Consider the following 18,074-nt stretch of genomic DNA (forward strand, 5'->3'; position numbering starts at 1 on the left):
CGATGGCGGGCCAGCCCTCATTATTGCAGCTCTGACGGCGTGCGTGGTCGTGGCGCTCCCGTGACGAACCTGACCCATAATGCTTCCTTCCATTCCTGAAAAAGGATCGCACCATCAAACCATCGGATCAAACAGCTAGGGTCATGTTCCACTGGTTCAGTGGTGCCGGTGAAGGGACTCGAACCCCCGACCCCATCATTACGAATGACGTGCTCTACCAGCTGAGCTACACCGGCATCATGCTGTGACCGGGCGGATAGCACCTTCCCCCGTCAGAGGAAAGAGCCCTTGGACGACTTTTTTCGCCCAAGCGCCATGGGATCAGCCTTTGCGATCGGCCGTGTCGGACGGCTCGACGTCGGGGCGCACCATCTGCGGTTCCGAGGACGGGTCCGTGGCGGGCGCATCATGGTGCGGCGTGACGATCTCGGGCTCGGGGATTCCGGCGGCAGCCGGCTTCGGCGCCTCTGGCGTGGTCACGGTCGACGAGGGGTTGTCGTCATAGTCAGATTCCCGCGGGACCATGCCCGGCGCGACCTTCGGCGTCGAGGAAACGCGGATCGGCGCCGCGGCCTCCGGTTCGGCCGGCCCCGGCGGATGCGGCTGCACCGGATGGCTGAGGTCGGGGGCCTCGGCCTCGTTCCGCGGGCTGCCGACCAGCAGCGGCAGCATCTCGGCCCCGGTCGAGGTGGTCGAGGCGGCGCCAAGGCCACCCTCCGGCTCTCTCCAGGTCAGGGTGTCGAAGCCGCCGCAGTGGTCGCAGACCGGCGCCCAGTGTCCCATGACGTTATGGCACTTGTCGCAGACCCATTGCGGGCCGCGCGACGCCGTCAGCGCCCTGGTCAGCCAGCCGCGAACCACGCTGTCGTCGGCGCCCTCACCCCGCTCGATGGCAGCCATGATCGACAGCGTGCGGGTCGTCGGGTGCTTCTCGGCCAGATCGCCCAGAGCGCGGCGGGCGCCGGGAAAGTCCTCGGCCGCCAGAAGCAGCTCGGCCTTCAGCAGGCGGCTTTCCTCGTGATCGCGGTTCTTGCCGATCAGCCGGTCGAAGCGCTGCAGCCGGGCCGAGGGCGTCTCATCGGGGACGATCTCGGCGTAGGCGGCGGCGACGTCGGGATGCGGCCGCACCGACCAGGTCTTTCCCAAGATGCGCGAGGCATTGCGGAAGTCCTTCTGCGCGACATAGCTGCGCGCGGCCAGCACCGCCGCCGGGATCAGGTCCGGCGACGCCTTGGCGGCCGAGATCGCCGCCTCGCGCGCGCTGATCGAGTTGCCGTGCGCCAGAACGTCGCTGGCTTCCTGCAGGGCCAGGACGGCATCGCGGCGCAGCGCGACGTCCTTGGGCAGATCGCCTTGGCTGCGCTTGTCCTTCAGGGTCTGCCGGGCGCCCTTCCAGTCATGCTCGCGGGTCTGCAGCTCCAGCAGGGTGTCCTGCAGTTCCTTGTGGCGCGGCTTCAGCGCATAGGCCTTCTGCGCCAGCAGCAGCGCCTTGTGCGTGTCGCCCTCGGCCAGCTTCTGGCGCATCAGGCCGCGGATGCCGACGAAGCGGGTGCGGTCATCCTCCAGAAGCTCTTTATAGACGGCCACGGCGCGCTGCGAATCCCCTGCGGTCTCGGCGGCCTGCGCGGCCAACAGGTTGGTCAGGTGCGGCCGGTTCAGGTATTTCGCGGCCTTGTTAGCCTTGTCCTGCGCCAGCTTCCCTTCGCCCGAGGCGACGGCCAACATCCCGTCGGCGAAGGCGGCATAGCCCTTGCGTTCGCGCGAGCGGGCGAAGTGGCGGTTGATCGCCGTTTCATCGCCCGCCAGGAAACGCAGGAAGGCGATCAGCAGGCCCAGCAGCTTGAAGACGATCCAGGCCGCGACCATCAGGACCAGAAGCGCCAGAAGCGCCTTGACCGGGGTCAGCGCGAATTCGGTCCCACCATATTCGATCCTCAGCATCTGCCCGGTTTCGGAGAGATAGACCGCGCCTAGGGCCAAAAGCAGGACGACCGCAAAGAAGAGCAGGATTTTCAGCAGGGAAAGCAGCATCCGACGCTCCTCAGTTCGTGGACGAGGACAGGTCGGTCAGCGCCGCCTGTGCCTGGCTGTGGGCATTGGCGCGGTCCAGCCACTGGGCCATGGCCGAGGCGGAGCGCGCGGATTCGGGCAGGGCCTGAAGCTCGGCCAGGGCGGCGTCGATGCGGCCGGCCTCGACCTCGGCATCGGCGCGCGACAGGATGGCGTCGACATCGTCGCCTTCGCGCGGCGCGACCGAGCGGGCGCCGGTCTGGGCGCGCAGGAAGTTCGTCAGGACGTTGCCTTCGCCGGCAGCCGCGCTGTCGCGCAGGCTGGCGCGCAGCGCACCACGCGCCGCTTCGGGAAATTCAGCCTGCAGCGACGTCAGGCTGGGCACCTCGGTCGTCAGCGCCTCGGGCGTTTGAAGCCCGGCGCCTTCCAAGGTCTGGCGGGCCTGCTCTGGGGTCACGCCCTCATCCAGCGCCGCCTGCAGGCTGGAAATGGCGGCCACGGCCTCGGCTCGGCGGGTGCTTTCCTCGGCCGCCTGCTGAAGCTCTTGCGCCGCGGAGCGGGCGGATTCCAGCTGCGCCTGCGCATCGGCGGCCGCAGATTCGATCTGCTGCTGCAGCGACTGCGCCGCGTCGGGGTCGAAGGCCGGGCGGGCCGCCAGTTCCTCGATCCGGGCCTGCTGATCTTCGATCCGCTGCTGCAGGGCCTGCAGCTGTTCGGCACTGTCGTCTTCGGGCGCCTGTTCCAGCGCGGCGACACGCTCGGCCAGGTCGGACTGGACGTCACCCGCAGGCATCGCCTCGGCTGCGGCGCGGCGGCCGGCCTCTTCGGCGGCGGCGATCAGGGCGTCCTGGTCAGTCGCCTCGGCTGCTGGCTGCCAATCGGCCGGAAGATGCGGCAGCGCATAGATCGCGGCCGCGGCGCCAAGGCCTGCCGCGACGGCACCGCCCAGGAACATCGGCCAGAAGCCGCCCCGGCGGCGCCCGCCGTCATGCGCTGGCCGGGTCGCGTCGGTCCGCGATGGCTCCTGCGGCCTGGCGTCCGGCTGTGCATCATGGCCGCTGTCGGCAGATGTCGCGGGCTTCGCCCCGGCCGCGGGACGGCCCGAGGCCGCATCGCCGACAAGCGTCGAGCCGATAGGCTCGACCTTGCCCGGCTGACCGGCCTGTGCGGGCTTGCCTTCGCCCACGGGGGTCGACTCGATCACGCCGGGATACGCCGGCACCCGGCGGATGTCGTTGTCCTGACCCGCGCCGGCAGCGGGCTGGGCCGTCTTGTCGCTGGCCTTAGTCTTGTCTGGTTTCTTCACGTGCCTGTCCCCGTCTCGGTGCCACTTCGGCCGCCATGCGCACATCGCGGCCGTCCCGGCGTCCGCTGCAGCCTAATCAGCCAAGCTTGAACGCTCAACCCGCCGTGTTCAGCTTTGTTCCGTCAAAGCAACCCGGTAATGGCCGCCCTCATGCCTTCGGCAGAGGGCGCCAGCGCCACGATGCACCGGTCGGAGGGCTGGTCGAAGGCCCGTGCCGCGGCAGCGCTGATCGCGGCCAGCCACAGGGGCGCGCGGGCGCCTGATGCCTGCGCCGACAGCAATTGCGCGGAACGGGGCGAGAACACGGGCAGGATCACGGGGGTTTCCCTGGCCAGCAACCGCTGCGCGGTCCGGCTCAGCGGCTGCGGCGCCTGGTCATAGACGACCATCCCCGGCACCGGCAGCACCTTCGCCAGGTGCCGCCCATGCGGATGGATCAGCGGCACCCGGGCTGCGGCAATCAGCGGCAGTAGGCTGTCGGCCGTCCCGCCCCCCGCAGTGACGGCAAAGCCTGCCGCCTGCGCGACGCCGGCCGTGTGCCCGCCGACGCAGATCGCGGGCCGGCCCCGCCCCGCCCCCGCCGAGGCCACGGCATGGGCCGAGGTGAAGACCAGCCCCGGCGCGTCCCGCAGCCGCGCCGCGTCGTGCTCCACCGGCAGGATCGCCAGGATCGGAGAGATCACGCACCGCCATCCCGGCATCGAGGCGGCGAAGCGTTCGGCATCGGCCTGCGGTCGGGTCAGAAGAAGCGGGGGGCGGTCGTCCGCCGGCATTGGCTTATCCTCGCTCGGGTGCTAGGCCCACAGGCGTAAGCGCCACCTTCCGCCGGGGCAAGGGTATGACCGACACGATCTTCCTGGGCATCGAGAGCAGCTGCGACGACACCGCGGCGGCGATCGTGACCGGCGACCGGCGCATCCTGTCGAACGTGGTCAGCAGCCAGACCGACCTGCACGCCGACTTCGGCGGAGTTGTCCCTGAGATTGCCGCCCGCGCCCATGCCGAACGGCTGGACCTGGCCGTGGAGCAGGCACTGGAGGAAGCCGGGCTGTCCCTTCGCGCGCTGTCGGGCATTGCCGTCACGGCAGGGCCGGGGCTGATCGGCGGCGTCCTGTCGGGCGTCATGTGCGCCAAGGGGATCGCGGCGGGCACCGGGCTGCCGCTGGTGGGGGTGAACCATCTTGCCGGCCACGCCCTGACGCCGCGGCTGACGGACGGGATCGAATTCCCCTATGTCATGCTGCTGGTCTCGGGCGGGCATTGCCAGTTCCTGCGCGTGGACGGGCCAGACGATTTCACCCGCCTTGGCGGCACCATCGACGACGCGCCCGGAGAGGCCTTCGACAAGATCGCCAAGCTTCTGGCCCTGCCGCAGCCTGGCGGCCCCTCGGTCGAGGCCGAGGCGCAGGCCGGCGACCCCGACCGCCTGCCCCTGCCACGCCCGCTGCTGGACCGGCCGGGCTGCGACATGTCGTTCTCGGGGCTCAAGACCGCGGCCCTGCGCCAGCGCGACCAGCTGATCGCGGCGCAGGGCGGGTTGCGGACGCAGGACCGCCGCGACCTTTGCGCCGCCTTCCAGACCGCCGTGGCCGAGGTGCTTGCCGAAAAAGCCCGCCGCGCGCTGGCCGCCAGCCCCGCCCCGATCCTCGCCGTGGCCGGCGGCGTCGCCGCGAACCGCCAGATCCGCACCGAGCTCGAGGCCGTCGCCACCGCCGCAGGCGCGCGCTTCCTGGCCCCGCCCCTGCGCCTTTGCACCGACAATGGCGCAATGATCGCATGGGCCGGGATCGAGCGGTTCCGCATGGGCCACCGCGACGGGCTGGACCTGGCGGCGCGCCCGCGATGGCCCTTGGACCGGCGGGCGGCGCCAATGCTGGGCAGCGGCAAGAAGGGGGCCAAGGCATGATATCCATTCTGGGCGCAGGCGCCTTCGGCACGGCGCTGGCTGTGGCGCTGGCCGCCAAGGGTCCGGTCACACTGTGGGGGCGCCGCATCGACTGGCAGGGGGAAAACCCGCGCCTGCCGGGCGTGGCGCTGCCCGATGCCATCACGGTCACCGACGACCTGAATGCGGCGTTGAAGGCCGGGACGATCCTTCTGGCGCTGCCCGCGCAGAAGCTGGGGGCGTTTCTGGACGACCATGCGGCCCGGCTGGACGGCAAATGCCAGGTCAGCACCGCGAAGGGAATCGACCTGCAGCGCCTAACCGGCCCCTCGACCCTGATCGCCCGGGCCTGCCCGCGCGCCACCGTGGCGGTGCTGACCGGCCCGTCCTTTGCCGCCGACATCGCCCGCGGCCTGCCGACCGCGCTGACGCTGGCCTGCGCCGAAGCGTCTGCGGCCGAGGCGCTGCAGCAGCGGCTGTCGGCGCCGGTCCTCCGGCTTTACCGCACGACTGACGTGCAGGGCGCCGAACTGGGCGGGGCACTGAAGAACGTCGTCGCCATTGCCGCCGGCACGGTGATCGGCGCGGGCCTCGGCGACAGCGCCCGCGCGGCCATCATCACCCGCGGCTTTGCCGAGATGACGCGGCTGGCCGCCCATCTGGGCGCGCGGCCGGAAACGCTGACCGGGCTCTCTGGCCTTGGCGACCTGACGCTGACCTGCACCTCGGACCAGTCGCGGAACTTTCGCTTCGGCGCGGCACTCGGCGCGGGCCGACCCTTCGACACCGCGACTACGGTCGAGGGCGCGGCGACGGCGCGGGCGCTGGTGCGGCTAGCGGCGCGGGACGGGCTGGACCTGCCCATCGCCGCCATGGTCGCCCGCCTTGCCGAAGGCGAGGTTTCGGTGGAAAAGGCCATGGACCATCTGCTCAGACGCCCCTTGAAGGAGGAATGATGCCCCTGTTCGCCGTGATCTGTCGGGACAAGCCCGGCGCGCTGCAAATCCGCCTGGACACCCGCGACGCGCACCTGGCGCATATCCGGGACAGCGGCATTGTCTTCATGGCCGGCCCCCTCATCGAGGAGGGCGAGATGCGCGGGTCGCTGGTGATCCTCGACGCCGCCGACCTGCCCGCCGCACAGGCCTGGGCCGACGCCGACCCATATAAGGCGGCGGGGCTCTTCGCATCGACCGAGGTGGTCGAATGGAAGAAGGTGATCGGCTGATGGCCTTTTGGCTCTTCAAGTCGGAACCCGACGTCTTCGGCTGGGACGACCTCGTGTCGCGCGGCGACAAGGGCGAGGAATGGGACGGTGTGCGCAACTATCAGGCGCGCAACATGATGCGCGCCATGAAGGTGGGCGATCTGGGCCTGTTCTACCACTCCAACATCGGCAAGGAGGCCGTCGGCATCTGCGAAGTCATCGCCGAGGCGCATCCCGACAGCACGACGGACGACCTGAAATGGGAATGCGTCGACGTCCGCGCCGTCCGCAAGCTGCCCCGCCCAGTCACCCTGGACGAGGTCAAGGCCGAGCCGCGGCTGAAGGACATGGTGCTGGGCAACAATTCGCGACTGTCGGTGCAGCCGGTTACGCCCGAGGAATGGGCGGTCATGATGGAGCTGTCGGGCGCCGAATAGGCGCGCCCCCTTCAAGCCGCCTGCGCCGCGCGCTACCATTTCCGCATCCCAGAACCCCAGGAGGTCACATGAACCAGCGCCTGCACCTTGTCTTCGGCGGAGAACTGGTCGATCCGTCCAGCACCAAGTTCCGCGACACCAAGCAGATCCACATGGTGGGGATCTTCCCCGACTATGCCAGCGCCCACCAGGCCTGGAAGGCCGAGGCGCAGCGGACCGTCGACAGCGCCCATACCCGCTATTTCATCGCCCACCTGCACCGCCTGCGCGATGAGGAACGCGAGGTCAGCCCGACCGAGGAACTCGGCGGCTGATGGTCGCGGCGGGCACGGGTCTTGGGCAACTGGGGCTGTGGCTGCACCTGCGCGGCCGCCGCGACGATGCCATTGACCTGCCTGCCATTCCCGCGGGTCCGGGTCCGGCGCTGGTGATGCACGTCTCGGGCGATGCCGCGCGGGCCTGTCCGCAGATCCTGCGTCGCCTGACACGAACCTGCCCGAACCTGCGCCTCGTCCGGCTTGACGCCTCCGGCGCCGATCCGGCGCAGGACAGCGCCCTTGCCGCGCAGCTTCTGGATCGCGCCAGGCCCGGTGCCCTGCTGCTGCTGGGCGATGTCCTGCCGGCGGCGCTGATCGCGGCTGCCGCCACCCGCCGCATCCCGATGGTCCTGGTCGAGATGCGGCTGTCCGAGGCGGACCTCGGCTGGAACCTGCGCGCCGGCATGCGCCGCCAGCTTCTGTCGCAGATCGGGTCGATCATGCTGCCAGACACGGCCAGCCTGCGCATCGCGCGCCAGATGGGCCTCGATGCCGGCCGCATCGCCATGACCGGCCCCGTGTCAGAGATCCGCCAGCCGCTGTCTTGCTCGGAGACCGAGCGCGTGTCGATGGCCCAGCAGATGAACGGCCGCCACGCCTGGTTCGCCGCCTGCGTGCCCCCGTCGGAGGAGGCGGCGGTGCTGGCCGCGCACCAGGCCGCCCTGCGCCGATCGCACCGGGCGCTGCTGATCATCGCCCCCGCCGACGCCGACCGCACCGACGCGCTGGCCCGCGACATCGAGGCCGAGGGCCTGTCCGTCGCCCGCCGCGCCGAGGATGACGACCTGGGCGACGAGGTGCAGGTGCTGGTCACCGACGGCCCGACCGAGCTGGGGCTGTGGTATCGGCTGGCCCCGGTCAGCTTCATGGGCGGCACGCTGTCGGGCCAGGCGGCCGCGATGCGCCATCCGTTCGAGCCTGCGGCCCTCGGCTCGGCCATCGTGCATGGTCCCGAACCCGGTCCCTACCGCACCGAATGGCACCATCTGGCCGGCGCCCAGGCCCTGCGGCAGGTGCGCACGCCCGAGGATCTGGCGCAGGCCGTCACCGACCTGACCCAGCCCGAACTGATCGCCACGCTGGCCAGCAACGCCTGGACGGTCAGCACCGGCGGCGCGGATGTCGCGCTGCGGATCGCCGACCGGGTCACCGCCGCGCTGGATGCGACCCCCGCATGAAACGCGCCCCCGCCTTCTGGTTCCTGCGCCCACCCACGGTCCGGGCACGGCTGCTGGCGCCCCTGGGCGCGGCCTATGCCCGTGCGACAGCCCGGAGGCTGGCGCGGGGTGCATGCGCACAGGTCGGCGTTCCGGTGATCTGCGTGGGCAATCTGAACGCCGGGGGGACCGGCAAGACGCCCACGGTGATCCACCTGCAGATGATGCTGGCTGCGCGGGGCGTCGCGGCGCATGTCGTGTCGCGCGGCTATGGCGGCAGCGCGACGGGGCCGCTCAGGGTTGACGAACGCCGCCACGACGCGGCCCTGACCGGGGATGAGCCGTTGCTGATGGCCGCCTTCGGCCCGGTCTGGGTGTCGGACGACCGCTTGGCAGGCGCCCGCGCGGCCGTCGCCGATGGAGCACAGGCGATCATCCTGGACGATGGCTTCCAGGACCCTGCGCTGGCCCATGACCTGTCGATGATCGTGGTGGACGCGGCCAAGGGGTTCGGCAACGGGCTCTGCATCCCGGCCGGCCCGTTGCGCGAACCGGTCGCCACGGGGCTGGCCCGTGCCGACCTGCTGCTGTCGATCGGACCTGACGCGGCGCAGGCGGCATTCGTTACACCCGAGGGCGCGCCGCCGCACCTGCGCGGGCAGCTGTCACCGCTGCAGATGGGCTTCGACTGGCGCGGCCACCGGGTGCTGGCCTTTGCCGGCATCGGCCACCCCGAGAAGTTCTTCGCCACGCTGCGCGACCTTGGCGCCGAGGTCGTCAGGGCCGAGGCGCTGGACGATCACCAGCCTTTCACCACCGCCCTTTTGACCCGGCTGGAAACCGAAGGCCGCCTGCAGCGCGCCCAGCTGGTCACCACGGAAAAGGACGCGGCCCGCCTGCCGCGGCACTTCCGGCCCAAGGTGATGGCGCTGCCCGTCAGGCTGGTGCTGGCCGACGACCGGCCGCTGGCATCGGCGCTGGACCGGCTGTTTCCGGCAGCCGTTTGAAATCTGCCGGAAGAACCCGATATAGGGGCGAGATTGTGAAAGGTCCGTCATGTCCTCGAATGCCAAAGCCAGGCTGAGCTTCTATCTGCTGATGCTGCTGACGCTCTATGCCGCGACCGCGGGGGCGGGCTGACGCTGATGGCGCGATCTTTCCTGGACAGCCTGCTGGGCAACAACCTGGCCGATCCCCCCGCGCGTCCCGCCCTGCCGCCGACGCCGCGCCACCCCCATGAGGGGCGGCCGAAGTGGATCACCTTCGCCGCAACGCCGTTCCTGCTGGGCGCGTTTTTCCAAGGCGCGACGGGCATGGTCACCGACCTCGCCGCCTTCGGCCTGGTCGCCAGCGGCATGTGGATGACCCGAGAGGGTCTGGTGGCGCAGGCGGCTTTCGAGGCGCGCCGCGTCGCCAAGCGGCCGGCGATCCCGCGCAAGCTGTTCGGCGGGATCCTGGGCGCGGTCGGCATCGGCATCGGCGCGGCCGAACCCGGCGCCCTGGCCGAGGCGGGGCTGATCGGCGCCGCCGGACTGGCGCTGCACCAGCTGTCCTTCGGCCTCGACCCTTGGCGGGACAAGAGCCGCGACGGGGTGGACAGCTTTCAGCAGGACCGCGCGCAGCGCATGATCGAAGAGGCCGAGGGCCATCTGGACCAGATGCGCGACGCCATCGCCCGCACCGGCGACCGCCGGCTTCAGGCGCGTGTCGGCATGTTCGAGGCGACGGTGCGTCACCTCTTCGACCGGGTCCGCGACAATCCGGCGGGGTTGGGATCGGCCCGACGCTATCTTGGCGTCTATCTGATGGGCGCGCGCGATGCGACGATCCGGTTCGCGGATCTTTATGCGGCCACGGGTGACGTGGCGGCGCGTCAGGCCTACGAAGGTTTTCTCGACGATCTGGAAAAGGATTTCATCGCGCGGTCCGACCGGCTTCTGGACGGCGATCGCGATGCCCTCGACATCGAGATGTCCGTGCTGCGCGAGCGTTTGGCGCGCGAGGGCCTGACAGGCGCCGCCACCCGCGTCACCCCTGACGATCGACCCGCTCTGCAAAGCCACGAGGCGCAGACGCTGGACGATCTGTTAAAGATGCCCTTCCCCGGCCAGAAGACGCCGCGCGACTGATGCCCCGTTTCGCGCTGAAGGTCGAATACCAGGGCGCGCCTTTCGCCGGCTGGCAGGCGCAGGCGGACCAGCCGTCGGTCCAGGGGGCCATCGAGGCTGCGCTGGCGCGGCTGGACGCGGGCTTTGCAGCCGGGGCGCGCATCGCTGCCGCCGGCCGCACTGATGCGGGTGTCCATGCCACCGGACAGGTTGCCCATGCCGACCTGTTGCGTGAGTGGGACCCGTTCCGGCTGGCGGAGGCGCTGAACTGGCACCTGAAGCCCGCCCCTGTCGCCATCCTGCAGGCGGCGCGCGTCGATGACAGTTTCCACGCCCGCTTCTCGGCCATCGAAAGACGCTATCTGTTCAGGCTGGTGGCGCGCCGAGCGCCGGTGACGCATGACAAGGGTCAGGTCTGGCAGGTGCTGAACCCCCTGGACCTCGACGCGATGCGCCAGGGGGCCGCGCATCTCGTGGGGCATCACGACTTCACGACGTTCCGATCCTCGATCTGCCAGGCGAAAAGCCCGGTCAAGTCGCTGGACGAGATCCGGATCGAGGAAATCCCCATCCCGCATGGCCGCGAATACCGCTTCCACCTGCGGGCCCGGTCGTTCCTGCATAATCAGGTGCGGTCGATCGTCGGAACGCTGGAGCGGGTCGGCGCGGGATCATGGGCGCCCGCGCGCGTGGCCGAGGCGCTGGCGGCGCGGGACCGTGCAGCCTGCGGACCGGTCTGCCCGCCGCAGGGCCTCTACCTGGCGGGGGTGGGCTACCCCTGCAATCCCTTCGCCTGACGGGGCGGCGCCCGGTGCAGCAGCGTTTCGTCGGGCAGATCCACCTGACCCCGGCGGCGTCGGCGCGGACGTTCGTCCCGGCGCGAGACGACGATCTTGACCGTGTGCCACAGGATCCACAGGTCCAGCCGCAGGTTGCGGTGACGCTGGTAGATCAGGTCGATCTTCAGCTTGGCGGGCAGGCAGCGGCGGTAATAGGCGGCCTCGGTCGCCTGCGCCGACTTGCAGCGCGCCAGGATGCGGTCCTCGTGACGGTGATAGATCAGCGTGGCCAAGCCGGTGACGCCCGGACGGCTGTGCAGGACCTGGCCATAGACGGCGGGAAAACGCTCGACATATTCGCGCAGGGGCGGGCGGGGGCCCACGAAACTCATGTCGCCCTTGAGGATATTGATCAGCTGCGGCAGTTCGTCGATACGCGACCGGCGCAGGAAGCGACCCATCGGCGTGATCCGCCAAGCCTTGTGCGCGCCGGTGGCGCCGAAATCGCCCTCCTCGCACAGCATGGTGCGGAACTTCCACTGGGTGAACGGCTGGTTCGGGCTGCGCATCCGGTGCGCGGCATAGAAGATCGGGCGTCCCTGCAGGACCAGAAGCACGGCGGCGACGCCCAGCATGACGACGGACAGCGGGATCAGCAGCAGCAGGGCCAGCACCACGTCGAAGGTCCGCTTGGACAGCGGCATCGGGTTCACGCCGGGGGCCGTCGCCTCGCCCATGAACCACGCCATCTTGGGCGCGGTCAGCGTGGCGAGCCGGGCGGCGTCGGTGTTGTCCCAGTCATGGTGGATCGTCACATTGGCATCCGGTCACTGGTTACGAGCTTCTGTCGCGGCTAGCACAAGCCAGGAGGAGAGGGAACTGCCGCCCGAGGTTTTCGTCGCAATCCCTTGCGCAGGCATGGCAGTTCGGCCACTCTGTGCCGATCCGAGGCGGCAAGACGGGGCATGATGCGGAAATTTCTGGTCCTGCTGGACGACAGCAAGGAATGCCTGAACGCGATCCGCTTCGCGTCCATGCGGGCGGCCAAGACCGACGGCGCCGTCGTGATCCTGGCGGTGATTCCCGCGGACGAGATCCAGCACGGCTTCGGCGTGGCGGACGTCATGCGGGCCGAGGCGCGCGAACGGATCGAGGCGCATTACGAGGTCTTCGCCAAGTGGATGCGGTCGCGCCCCGGCGTCGAACCTCAGCTGGTGATCCGCGAGGGCGACCCGGCCGAGGAGCTTCTGGCGCAGATCGCCGAGGACGGAGAGATCGGCATCGTGGTGCTAGGCCTCTCGGCTGACAAGGGCGGCCAGAACCCGGTCCTGACGCGGCTTCTGCGCGACCCGCTGGCCCTGCCCTGCCCGATCACGCTGGTGCCGGGCGACCTGTCGAAGGATCGGCTGGAAGCGATCACCTGAAGCTCCCCTCGGCTTGACCCGGTGCCATGCGATAGCCATATCAGGCATCAAAGGAGCACGCCCATGTTCATCCAGACCGAGACGACCCCGAACCCCGCCACGCTGAAGTTCCTGCCCGGAGAGACCGTGCTGGGCAGCGGCACGGCCGACTTTCCCTCGCCCGAGACGGGTGCGACTTCGCCGCTGGCCCGCCGGATCTTCGCGGTCGAGGGCGTGACGGGCGTATTCCTGGGCCGCGACTTCGTAACCGTGACCAAGGCGGACGAGGCGCCTTGGGACCATCTGAAGCCGTCGATCCTAGGCGCGATCATGGAGCATTTCCAGTCAGGCGCCCCGGCGATCGAGGGCGAGGCGCCCGATAGCGCGGGCCATGCCAGCCATGACGGGCCGGACGCCGAGGTCGTGGGCCAGATCAAGGAACTGCTGGACACGCGCGTCCGCCCGGCGGTGGCGCAGGACGGCGGCGACATCACCTTCCACGGCTTCGACCGCGGCATCGTCTATCTGCACATGCAGGGCGCCTGCGCGGGCTGCCCGTCATCGACCCTGACGCTGAAGATGGGGATCGAGAACCTGCTGCGTCATTACATCCCCGAGGTGATCGAGGTTCGCCCCGTTGCCTGACCGGATCACCCTGGGCATCGACACATCGGCCGCGCATTGCGCGGCCGCTTTGCTGCGGGGTGACCGCCTGCTGGCACAGCGTCACGAGGAGATGGCCAAGGGCCAGGCAGAGCGCCTGATGCCGATGGCCGCCGAGCTTCTGACCGAGGCGGGCATGGCCTGGCACGATCTTTCGGTGATCGGCGTCGGAACCGGGCCGGGAAACTTCACCGGCATCCGCGTCGCCGTGGCGGCGGCGCGGGGGTTGTCACTGGCCCTCGGAGTTCCGGCGGTGGGCGTCGGCATTCATGAGGCGCTGGCCTTCGGCCTTCCCCGGCCCTGCCGGATCGTGATCCCCGGCCGGGCGGGCGAGATCGTCTGGCAGGACTTCGCAGCCTCTGACGACGCCGAGAGCGGGAGCCGGCCGCGGCAAGCCGCGGCCGGCGCGCTGCCGCCCGGCCTCGCGCCGGCTGCGCCGGTCGTGGCCTTGGCCGAGGGCGTGGCGCGGGTCGCGCTGTCACGTGTCGACCAGTTGGGGCCGCGGCCAGCGCCGATCTATCTTCGACCGGCGGATGCGGCCCCTGCGCGGGACGCGCCGCCTGTCATCCTGCCGTGAACCTGACCGACCCGCAGGCGCTGGCCGCGCTGCACGCATGCTGCTTCGACCGGCCCCGCCCCTGGTCGGCAGAGGAGTTCGCAGGCCTTCTCGCCTCGCCCGGTGTCTTCCTGCTGTCGGGCAAGGACGGCTTCCTGCTGGGACGCGCCCTCGCCTGCGAGGCCGAGTTGCTGACGCTGGCGGTCGCGCCGGGCGCGCGGCGTGCGGGGTTGGGGCTGCGGCTGGTCAGCGACTTTGCCGCAGAGGCCGCGGCACGCAGGGCGGACGAGGCTTTCCTGGAAGTGGCTGCCGACAACCTGCCGGCGCGTCGGCTTTACGACCGTGCGGGATGGGTGCAGGCCGGCCTTCGGCAGGGCTATTACGGTGCCGGGTCGGACGCCATCGTGATGCGACTGACGCTGCGTGCCGGCCAAGAAGGCGGTTGACCGTCCCGGACCGATGCGCCCTAATCGCGCTGAAGGCGCGTCGTCTGAATCGACCGCCAGAACAGGATGAGGTTCCCTGATGACGCTGATGAAATCGCTTCTGTCCGGTGCGGCGATGACCGCCCTCTCGGCCGGTGCGGCGCTGGCCGATCCGGCTCTGATCTTCGACCTTGGCGGAAAGTTCGACAAGTCCTTCAACGAGGCGGCCTACATGGGCGCGCAGCGTTGGGTCGAGGAGACGGGCGGCAGCTATCGCGAACTGGAGATGCAGTCGGAAGCGCAGCGTGAGCAGGCCCTGCGGCGGCTGGCGGAATCCGGGTCGAACCCGATTGTCATGACCGGCTTTGCCTTTGGCGACGTGCTGAGCCAGGTGGCCGGCGATTACCCCGACACCAAGTTCGCCATCATCGACATGGTGGTCGAGGCGCCGAACGTGCAGTCGGTCGTCTTCACCGAAGAACAGGGCAGCTATCTGGCGGGCGTGATGGCCGCGATGGCGTCCGAATCCGACACCGTGGGATTCATCGGCGGCATGGACATCCCGCTGATCCACAAGTTCGAATGCGGCTTCGCGCAGGGCTTCAAGTCGGTGAAGCCCGAAGGCCAGGTGCTGATCAATTACACCGGCACCACGCCCGCCGCCTGGAACGACCCCGTGAAAGGGGGCGAACTGGCCCGCGCGCAGATCTCTCAGGGCGCCGACGTGATCTATGCGGCGGCCGGTGGCACCGGCATCGGCGTGCTGCAGGCGGCGGCGGACGAAGGCATCCTGTCGATCGGCGTCGACAGCAACCAGAACATGCTGCATCCGGGCAAGGTGCTGACCTCGATGGTGAAGCAGGTGGACAACGCCGTCTATGACGCCTTCATGGCCGGCACCGACCTTGAGCCCGGCATCAAGGTCATGGACCTTGAGGCCGGCGGTGTCGACGTCGCCATCGACGAGAACAACCAGGAACTTATCACGCCCGAGATGCAGGCCGCCGTGGACGAGGCCAAGGCCGCGATCACCTCGGGTGAGGTCGAGGTGCACGACTACATGACCGACAACACCTGCCCGGCCACCTGATGGCCGCTGGACGGGACAACCTGGGGGGGCGGTCGGACGCGGCCGCCCCCGCTGCCATCGAGTTGCGCGGAATTTCGAAGGCGTTCGGGCCGGTGCAGGCGAACCGCAATATCGACCTCTGCGTGCCCAAGGGCACCATCCACGGCATCATTGGCGAAAACGGCGCGGGCAAGTCCACGCTGATGTCGATCCTCTACGGCTTCTATAAGCCCGACGCCGGAGAGATCCTGGTGGACGGCCGCCCGATCACCATCGCCGACAGCCAGACCGCGATCCGCGCGGGCATCGGCATGGTCTTCCAGCACTTCAAGCTGGTCCAGAACTTCACGGTGCTGGAAAACATCATCCTGGGCGCCGAAGAGGGGGCGATGCTGCGCCCGTCGCTGTCGAAGGCGCGCGGCGTGCTGAAGCAGCTGGCCGCCGAATACCAGCTGAACGTGGACCCCGACGCGACGATTGAATCGCTCTCGGTTGGCCACCAGCAGCGGGTCGAGATCCTGAAGGCGCTCTATCGCCAGGCCGAGATCCTGATCCTGGACGAACCCACGGGCGTGCTGACCCCAGCCGAGGCCGATCACCTGTTCCGCATCCTGGAGGGCCTGCGTGACGAGGGGAAGACGATCATCCTGATCACCCACAAGCTGCGCGAGATCATCGAGATCACCGACAACGTCAGCGTCATGCGCCGGGGCGAGATGGTGGCATCCGTCCGGACGCGCGACACCAGCCCCGAGGAGCTGGCCGAGCTGATGGTCGGTCGCAAGGTCCTGCTGAACGTCGACAAGCAGCCGGCGCGGCCCCGGGCCCCGGTGCTTGAGGTGCGCGACCTGCGGATGGTCGACGACGAGGGCGTGGAGCGTCTGCGCGGCGTCAGCTTCGACATCCGCGCCGGAGAGATCCTGGGCCTTGCCGGCGTCAGCGGCAACGGCCAGACCCAGCTGCTGGAGATCCTGGGCGGTTACCCCAAAAAGGGCGCCAGGGTCGGCGGCGAGGTTCGCATGAACGGCCGGCCCCTGCCCCTGTCGGGCAGCAAATGCAACGCCGGCCAGCGCCGCCGCGACGGCATCGGCCACATCCCCGAGGACCGCCAGGTCGAGGGGCTGATCATGGATTTCGCCGCCTGGGAAAACGTCGCCTTCGGCTGGCAGGACGCGCCCGAATTCAACAAGGGCTGGCTTATGGACAACACCGCCATCCGCGCCGACGCCGCCGAGAAGATGGAGCGGTTCGATGTCCGCCCGCGCGACCCGAACCTGGCGGCGCGCAATTTCTCGGGCGGCAACCAGCAGAAGATCGTCGTCGCCCGAGAGATCGAGCGCAACCCCGACCTGCTGCTGATCGGCCAGCCGACCCGCGGCGTCGACATCGGCGCGATCGAGTTCATCCACAAGCGCATCGTCGAGCTGCGTGACGCCGGCAAGGCGATCCTGCTGGTCTCGGTGGAGCTGGACGAGATCCTGTCGCTGTCGGACCGCGTGGCCGTCATGTTCGACGGCTGCATCATGGGCGAACGCCTGCCTGACCAGACCACGACGGGCGAGCTGGGCCTGCTGATGGCCGGCGTCACCGACGCGGATGCCCCCGCCACCGCCGGCATCCCGCCCGAAGACCAGCACCCCGAGGAGCGCGCCTGATGGACAAGATGCCGAAATGGGCGGACGTGATCCTGACGCCGCTGATCTCCCTTGTGCTGGCGATGGGCATTTCTGCACTGGTGATCCTGGCGATCGGCGAAAGCCCGTGGGTCGCCCTGACCACCATGGTCGAGGGCGCCTTGGGGTCCTCCTATGGCTGGGGCTTCACGCTTTACTATGCGACGAACTTCATCTTCACTGGGCTGGCGGTGGCCGTCGCCTATCATGCCAGCCTGTTCAACATCGGCGGCGAGGGGCAGGCGGCGATGGGGGGCCTGGGCGTCGCGCTGGTGCTGCTGAACATCCCGCTGCCGCACTGGGCGCTGGCGCTGCCGGTCGCCATGGTCGGCGCGGCGCTGTTCGGCGCGGCCTGGGCCTTCATCCCGGCGATCCTGCAGGCCAAGCGCGGCAGCCACATCGTGATCACGACGATCATGTTCAACTTCATCGCCGCAGCGCTTCTGAACTACGTCCTGGTCAACATCCTGCGCCCGGTGGGCAGCATGGACCCGGCCTCGGCCCGTTTTCCGGAACAGACCAACCTGCCGGCGCTGACCGACCTCTTTGCCGCCATCGGCATCGAATGGGGCCGCAACACCCCCGCCAACATCACCTTCTTCATTGCCTTGGCGGCCTGCCTGCTGGTCTGGGTCCTGATCTGGCGCACCCGCCTGGGGTTCGAGATCCGCGCCTTGGGCAAGTCCGAGCCCGGCGCCGTCTATGCCGGCATCAACCCGGTCCGCATCACCGTGATCGCCATGCTGATCTCGGGCGGGCTGGCGGGGCTGATGGCGATCAACAACGTCATGGGCGAATCCGAGCGCCTGGTCCTGAACGCAGTCGAGGGCGCGGGCTTCATCGGCATCGCCGTGGCGCTGATGGGCCGCAACCACCCCTTCGGCATCCTGCTGGCGGCGCTGCTGTTCGGGTTCCTCTATCAGGGCGGGGGCGAGCTGGCCCTCTGGACCTCGATCCCGCGAGAGCTGATCGTGGTGATCCAGGCGCTGGTGATCCTGTTCACGGGCGCGCTGGACAACATGGTCCGCATGCCGCTGGAGCGCCTGTTCCTGTCCCGCCGCCGGACCGGGGGCGCATAA

General features: G+C 69.5%; 20 protein-coding genes and 1 tRNA gene. 16 read left to right on the top strand and 5 right to left on the bottom strand.

What is annotated here, in order from left to right; translation table 11 throughout:
* Positions 1-160: 160 nt before the first annotated feature.
* The 4 genes from OC184_RS03975 to OC184_RS03990 all read right to left on the bottom strand — a co-directional run bounded on the left by OC184_RS03975 (position 161) and on the right by OC184_RS03990 (position 4,089).
* A tRNA-Thr gene (locus OC184_RS03975) sits at positions 161-236 on the bottom strand.
* An 85-nt stretch (positions 237-321) separates the two neighbouring features.
* Entirely contained in the window at positions 322-2,031 is a 1,710-nt protein-coding gene (locus OC184_RS03980) for a heme biosynthesis protein HemY (RefSeq protein ID WP_265505900.1), read from the bottom strand.
* A 10-nt stretch (positions 2,032-2,041) separates the two neighbouring features.
* Positions 2,042-3,316 (bottom strand): COG4223 family protein, encoded by a 1,275-nt coding sequence (locus OC184_RS03985; protein WP_265505901.1) that lies wholly within the window; start codon positions 3,314-3,316, stop codon positions 2,042-2,044.
* Positions 3,317-3,438: 122 nt separating this feature from the next.
* On the bottom strand, positions 3,439-4,089 hold the full coding sequence (locus tag OC184_RS03990; protein ID WP_265505902.1) for a uroporphyrinogen-III synthase: 651 nt from the start codon (positions 4,087-4,089) through the stop codon (positions 3,439-3,441).
* A 65-nt stretch (positions 4,090-4,154) separates the two neighbouring features.
* On the opposite strand from OC184_RS03990, the gene tsaD reads away from it, so the two are divergent.
* The 9 genes from tsaD to truA all read left to right on the top strand — a co-directional run bounded on the left by tsaD (position 4,155) and on the right by truA (position 11,224).
* Positions 4,155-5,222, top strand: coding sequence for a tRNA (adenosine(37)-N6)-threonylcarbamoyltransferase complex transferase subunit TsaD (gene tsaD, locus OC184_RS03995; protein ID WP_265505903.1), 1,068 nt, complete (start codon positions 4,155-4,157; stop codon positions 5,220-5,222).
* Positions 5,219-6,157, top strand: coding sequence for an NAD(P)H-dependent glycerol-3-phosphate dehydrogenase (locus tag OC184_RS04000; RefSeq protein WP_265505904.1), 939 nt, complete (start codon positions 5,219-5,221; stop codon positions 6,155-6,157). Before tsaD ends, OC184_RS04000 begins: the two co-directional genes overlap by 4 nt.
* Positions 6,157-6,429, top strand: coding sequence for a YciI family protein (locus tag OC184_RS04005; protein ID WP_265505905.1), 273 nt, complete (start codon positions 6,157-6,159; stop codon positions 6,427-6,429). The genes OC184_RS04000 and OC184_RS04005 overlap by 1 nt, the downstream gene beginning before the upstream one ends.
* Positions 6,429-6,845: an EVE domain-containing protein gene (locus OC184_RS04010; RefSeq protein ID WP_265505906.1), complete on the top strand. Its 417-nt coding sequence runs from the start codon at positions 6,429-6,431 to the stop codon at positions 6,843-6,845. The genes OC184_RS04005 and OC184_RS04010 overlap by 1 nt, the downstream gene beginning before the upstream one ends.
* Before the next feature lie 68 nt (positions 6,846-6,913).
* The gene (locus OC184_RS04015) at positions 6,914-7,159 is read left to right on the top strand and encodes a DUF4170 domain-containing protein (RefSeq protein ID WP_265505907.1); all 246 of its coding nucleotides are present in this window, start codon (positions 6,914-6,916) and stop codon (positions 7,157-7,159) included.
* Positions 7,159-8,340 carry a glycosyltransferase N-terminal domain-containing protein gene (locus OC184_RS04020; protein WP_265505908.1) on the top strand — a complete coding sequence of 394 codons (1,182 nt, stop codon included), beginning with the start codon at positions 7,159-7,161 and terminating at the stop codon, positions 8,338-8,340. The genes OC184_RS04015 and OC184_RS04020 overlap by 1 nt, the downstream gene beginning before the upstream one ends.
* Complete coding sequence (lpxK, locus tag OC184_RS04025; RefSeq protein ID WP_265505909.1) at positions 8,337-9,326, top strand: tetraacyldisaccharide 4'-kinase; 990 nt, start codon at positions 8,337-8,339, stop codon at positions 9,324-9,326. Before OC184_RS04020 ends, lpxK begins: the two co-directional genes overlap by 4 nt.
* A 138-nt stretch (positions 9,327-9,464) precedes the next feature.
* Complete coding sequence (locus OC184_RS04030; protein ID WP_265505910.1) at positions 9,465-10,448, top strand: 5-bromo-4-chloroindolyl phosphate hydrolysis family protein; 984 nt, start codon at positions 9,465-9,467, stop codon at positions 10,446-10,448.
* A complete protein-coding gene (gene truA / locus OC184_RS04035) occupies positions 10,448-11,224 on the top strand; it encodes a tRNA pseudouridine(38-40) synthase TruA (RefSeq protein ID WP_265505911.1) in 777 nt (258 codons plus the stop codon). Before OC184_RS04030 ends, truA begins: the two co-directional genes overlap by 1 nt.
* Here the strand turns inward: truA and OC184_RS04040 are convergent.
* Positions 11,200-12,021: a sugar transferase gene (locus OC184_RS04040; protein ID WP_322630172.1), complete on the bottom strand. Its 822-nt coding sequence runs from the start codon at positions 12,019-12,021 to the stop codon at positions 11,200-11,202. The genes truA and OC184_RS04040 overlap by 25 nt on opposite strands.
* A 153-nt stretch (positions 12,022-12,174) precedes the next feature.
* Between OC184_RS04040 and OC184_RS04045 the strand changes: the two genes are divergently transcribed.
* From OC184_RS04045 to OC184_RS04075, 7 genes are all read left to right on the top strand, one after another.
* A complete protein-coding gene (locus OC184_RS04045; protein ID WP_265505989.1) occupies positions 12,175-12,630 on the top strand; it encodes a universal stress protein in 456 nt (151 codons plus the stop codon).
* A gap of 63 nt (positions 12,631-12,693) precedes the next feature.
* Positions 12,694-13,254 (top strand): NifU family protein, encoded by a 561-nt coding sequence (locus tag OC184_RS04050; RefSeq protein ID WP_265505912.1) that lies wholly within the window; start codon positions 12,694-12,696, stop codon positions 13,252-13,254.
* Entirely contained in the window at positions 13,247-13,849 is a 603-nt protein-coding gene (gene tsaB / locus OC184_RS04055) for a tRNA (adenosine(37)-N6)-threonylcarbamoyltransferase complex dimerization subunit type 1 TsaB (protein WP_265505913.1), read from the top strand. The genes OC184_RS04050 and tsaB overlap by 8 nt, the downstream gene beginning before the upstream one ends.
* Positions 13,846-14,274 carry a GNAT family N-acetyltransferase gene (locus OC184_RS04060; protein ID WP_265505914.1) on the top strand — a complete coding sequence of 143 codons (429 nt, stop codon included), beginning with the start codon at positions 13,846-13,848 and terminating at the stop codon, positions 14,272-14,274. The genes tsaB and OC184_RS04060 overlap by 4 nt, the downstream gene beginning before the upstream one ends.
* Positions 14,275-14,353: 79 nt before the next feature.
* A complete protein-coding gene (locus tag OC184_RS04065; protein WP_265505915.1) occupies positions 14,354-15,343 on the top strand; it encodes a BMP family lipoprotein in 990 nt (329 codons plus the stop codon).
* Positions 15,343-16,977: an ABC transporter ATP-binding protein gene (locus tag OC184_RS04070; RefSeq protein WP_265505916.1), complete on the top strand. Its 1,635-nt coding sequence runs from the start codon at positions 15,343-15,345 to the stop codon at positions 16,975-16,977. Before OC184_RS04065 ends, OC184_RS04070 begins: the two co-directional genes overlap by 1 nt.
* Positions 16,977-18,074: an ABC transporter permease gene (locus tag OC184_RS04075; RefSeq protein WP_265505917.1), complete on the top strand. Its 1,098-nt coding sequence runs from the start codon at positions 16,977-16,979 to the stop codon at positions 18,072-18,074. Before OC184_RS04070 ends, OC184_RS04075 begins: the two co-directional genes overlap by 1 nt.

This window comes from Paracoccus rhizosphaerae, from assembly GCF_026162645.1.
Classification (GTDB): Bacteria; Pseudomonadota; Alphaproteobacteria; order Rhodobacterales; family Rhodobacteraceae; genus Paracoccus; species Paracoccus rhizosphaerae.

What these genes read in the sequence shown, in the direction of transcription:
- OC184_RS03980 (WP_265505900.1), bottom strand. Translation starts at nt 2,031, where the DNA reads ATGCTGCTTTCCCTGCTGAAAATCCTGCTCTTCTTTGCGGTCGTCCTG.
- OC184_RS03990 (WP_265505902.1), bottom strand. Translation starts at nt 4,089, where the DNA reads ATGCCGGCGGACGACCGCCCCCCGCTTCTTCTGACCCGACCGCAGGCC.
- tsaD (WP_265505903.1), top strand. Translation starts at nt 4,155, where the DNA reads ATGACCGACACGATCTTCCTGGGCATCGAGAGCAGCTGCGACGACACC.
- OC184_RS04000 (WP_265505904.1), top strand. Translation starts at nt 5,219, where the DNA reads ATGATATCCATTCTGGGCGCAGGCGCCTTCGGCACGGCGCTGGCTGTG.
- OC184_RS04005 (WP_265505905.1), top strand. Translation starts at nt 6,157, where the DNA reads ATGCCCCTGTTCGCCGTGATCTGTCGGGACAAGCCCGGCGCGCTGCAA.
- OC184_RS04010 (WP_265505906.1), top strand. Translation starts at nt 6,429, where the DNA reads ATGGCCTTTTGGCTCTTCAAGTCGGAACCCGACGTCTTCGGCTGGGAC.
- OC184_RS04015 (WP_265505907.1), top strand. Translation starts at nt 6,914, where the DNA reads ATGAACCAGCGCCTGCACCTTGTCTTCGGCGGAGAACTGGTCGATCCG.
- OC184_RS04020 (WP_265505908.1), top strand. Translation starts at nt 7,159, where the DNA reads ATGGTCGCGGCGGGCACGGGTCTTGGGCAACTGGGGCTGTGGCTGCAC.
- lpxK (WP_265505909.1), top strand. Translation starts at nt 8,337, where the DNA reads ATGAAACGCGCCCCCGCCTTCTGGTTCCTGCGCCCACCCACGGTCCGG.
- OC184_RS04030 (WP_265505910.1), top strand. Translation starts at nt 9,465, where the DNA reads ATGGCGCGATCTTTCCTGGACAGCCTGCTGGGCAACAACCTGGCCGAT.
- truA (WP_265505911.1), top strand. Translation starts at nt 10,448, where the DNA reads ATGCCCCGTTTCGCGCTGAAGGTCGAATACCAGGGCGCGCCTTTCGCC.
- OC184_RS04045 (WP_265505989.1), top strand. Translation starts at nt 12,175, where the DNA reads ATGCGGAAATTTCTGGTCCTGCTGGACGACAGCAAGGAATGCCTGAAC.
- OC184_RS04050 (WP_265505912.1), top strand. Translation starts at nt 12,694, where the DNA reads ATGTTCATCCAGACCGAGACGACCCCGAACCCCGCCACGCTGAAGTTC.
- OC184_RS04065 (WP_265505915.1), top strand. Translation starts at nt 14,354, where the DNA reads ATGACGCTGATGAAATCGCTTCTGTCCGGTGCGGCGATGACCGCCCTC.
- OC184_RS04070 (WP_265505916.1), top strand. Translation starts at nt 15,343, where the DNA reads ATGGCCGCTGGACGGGACAACCTGGGGGGGCGGTCGGACGCGGCCGCC.
- OC184_RS04075 (WP_265505917.1), top strand. Translation starts at nt 16,977, where the DNA reads ATGGACAAGATGCCGAAATGGGCGGACGTGATCCTGACGCCGCTGATC.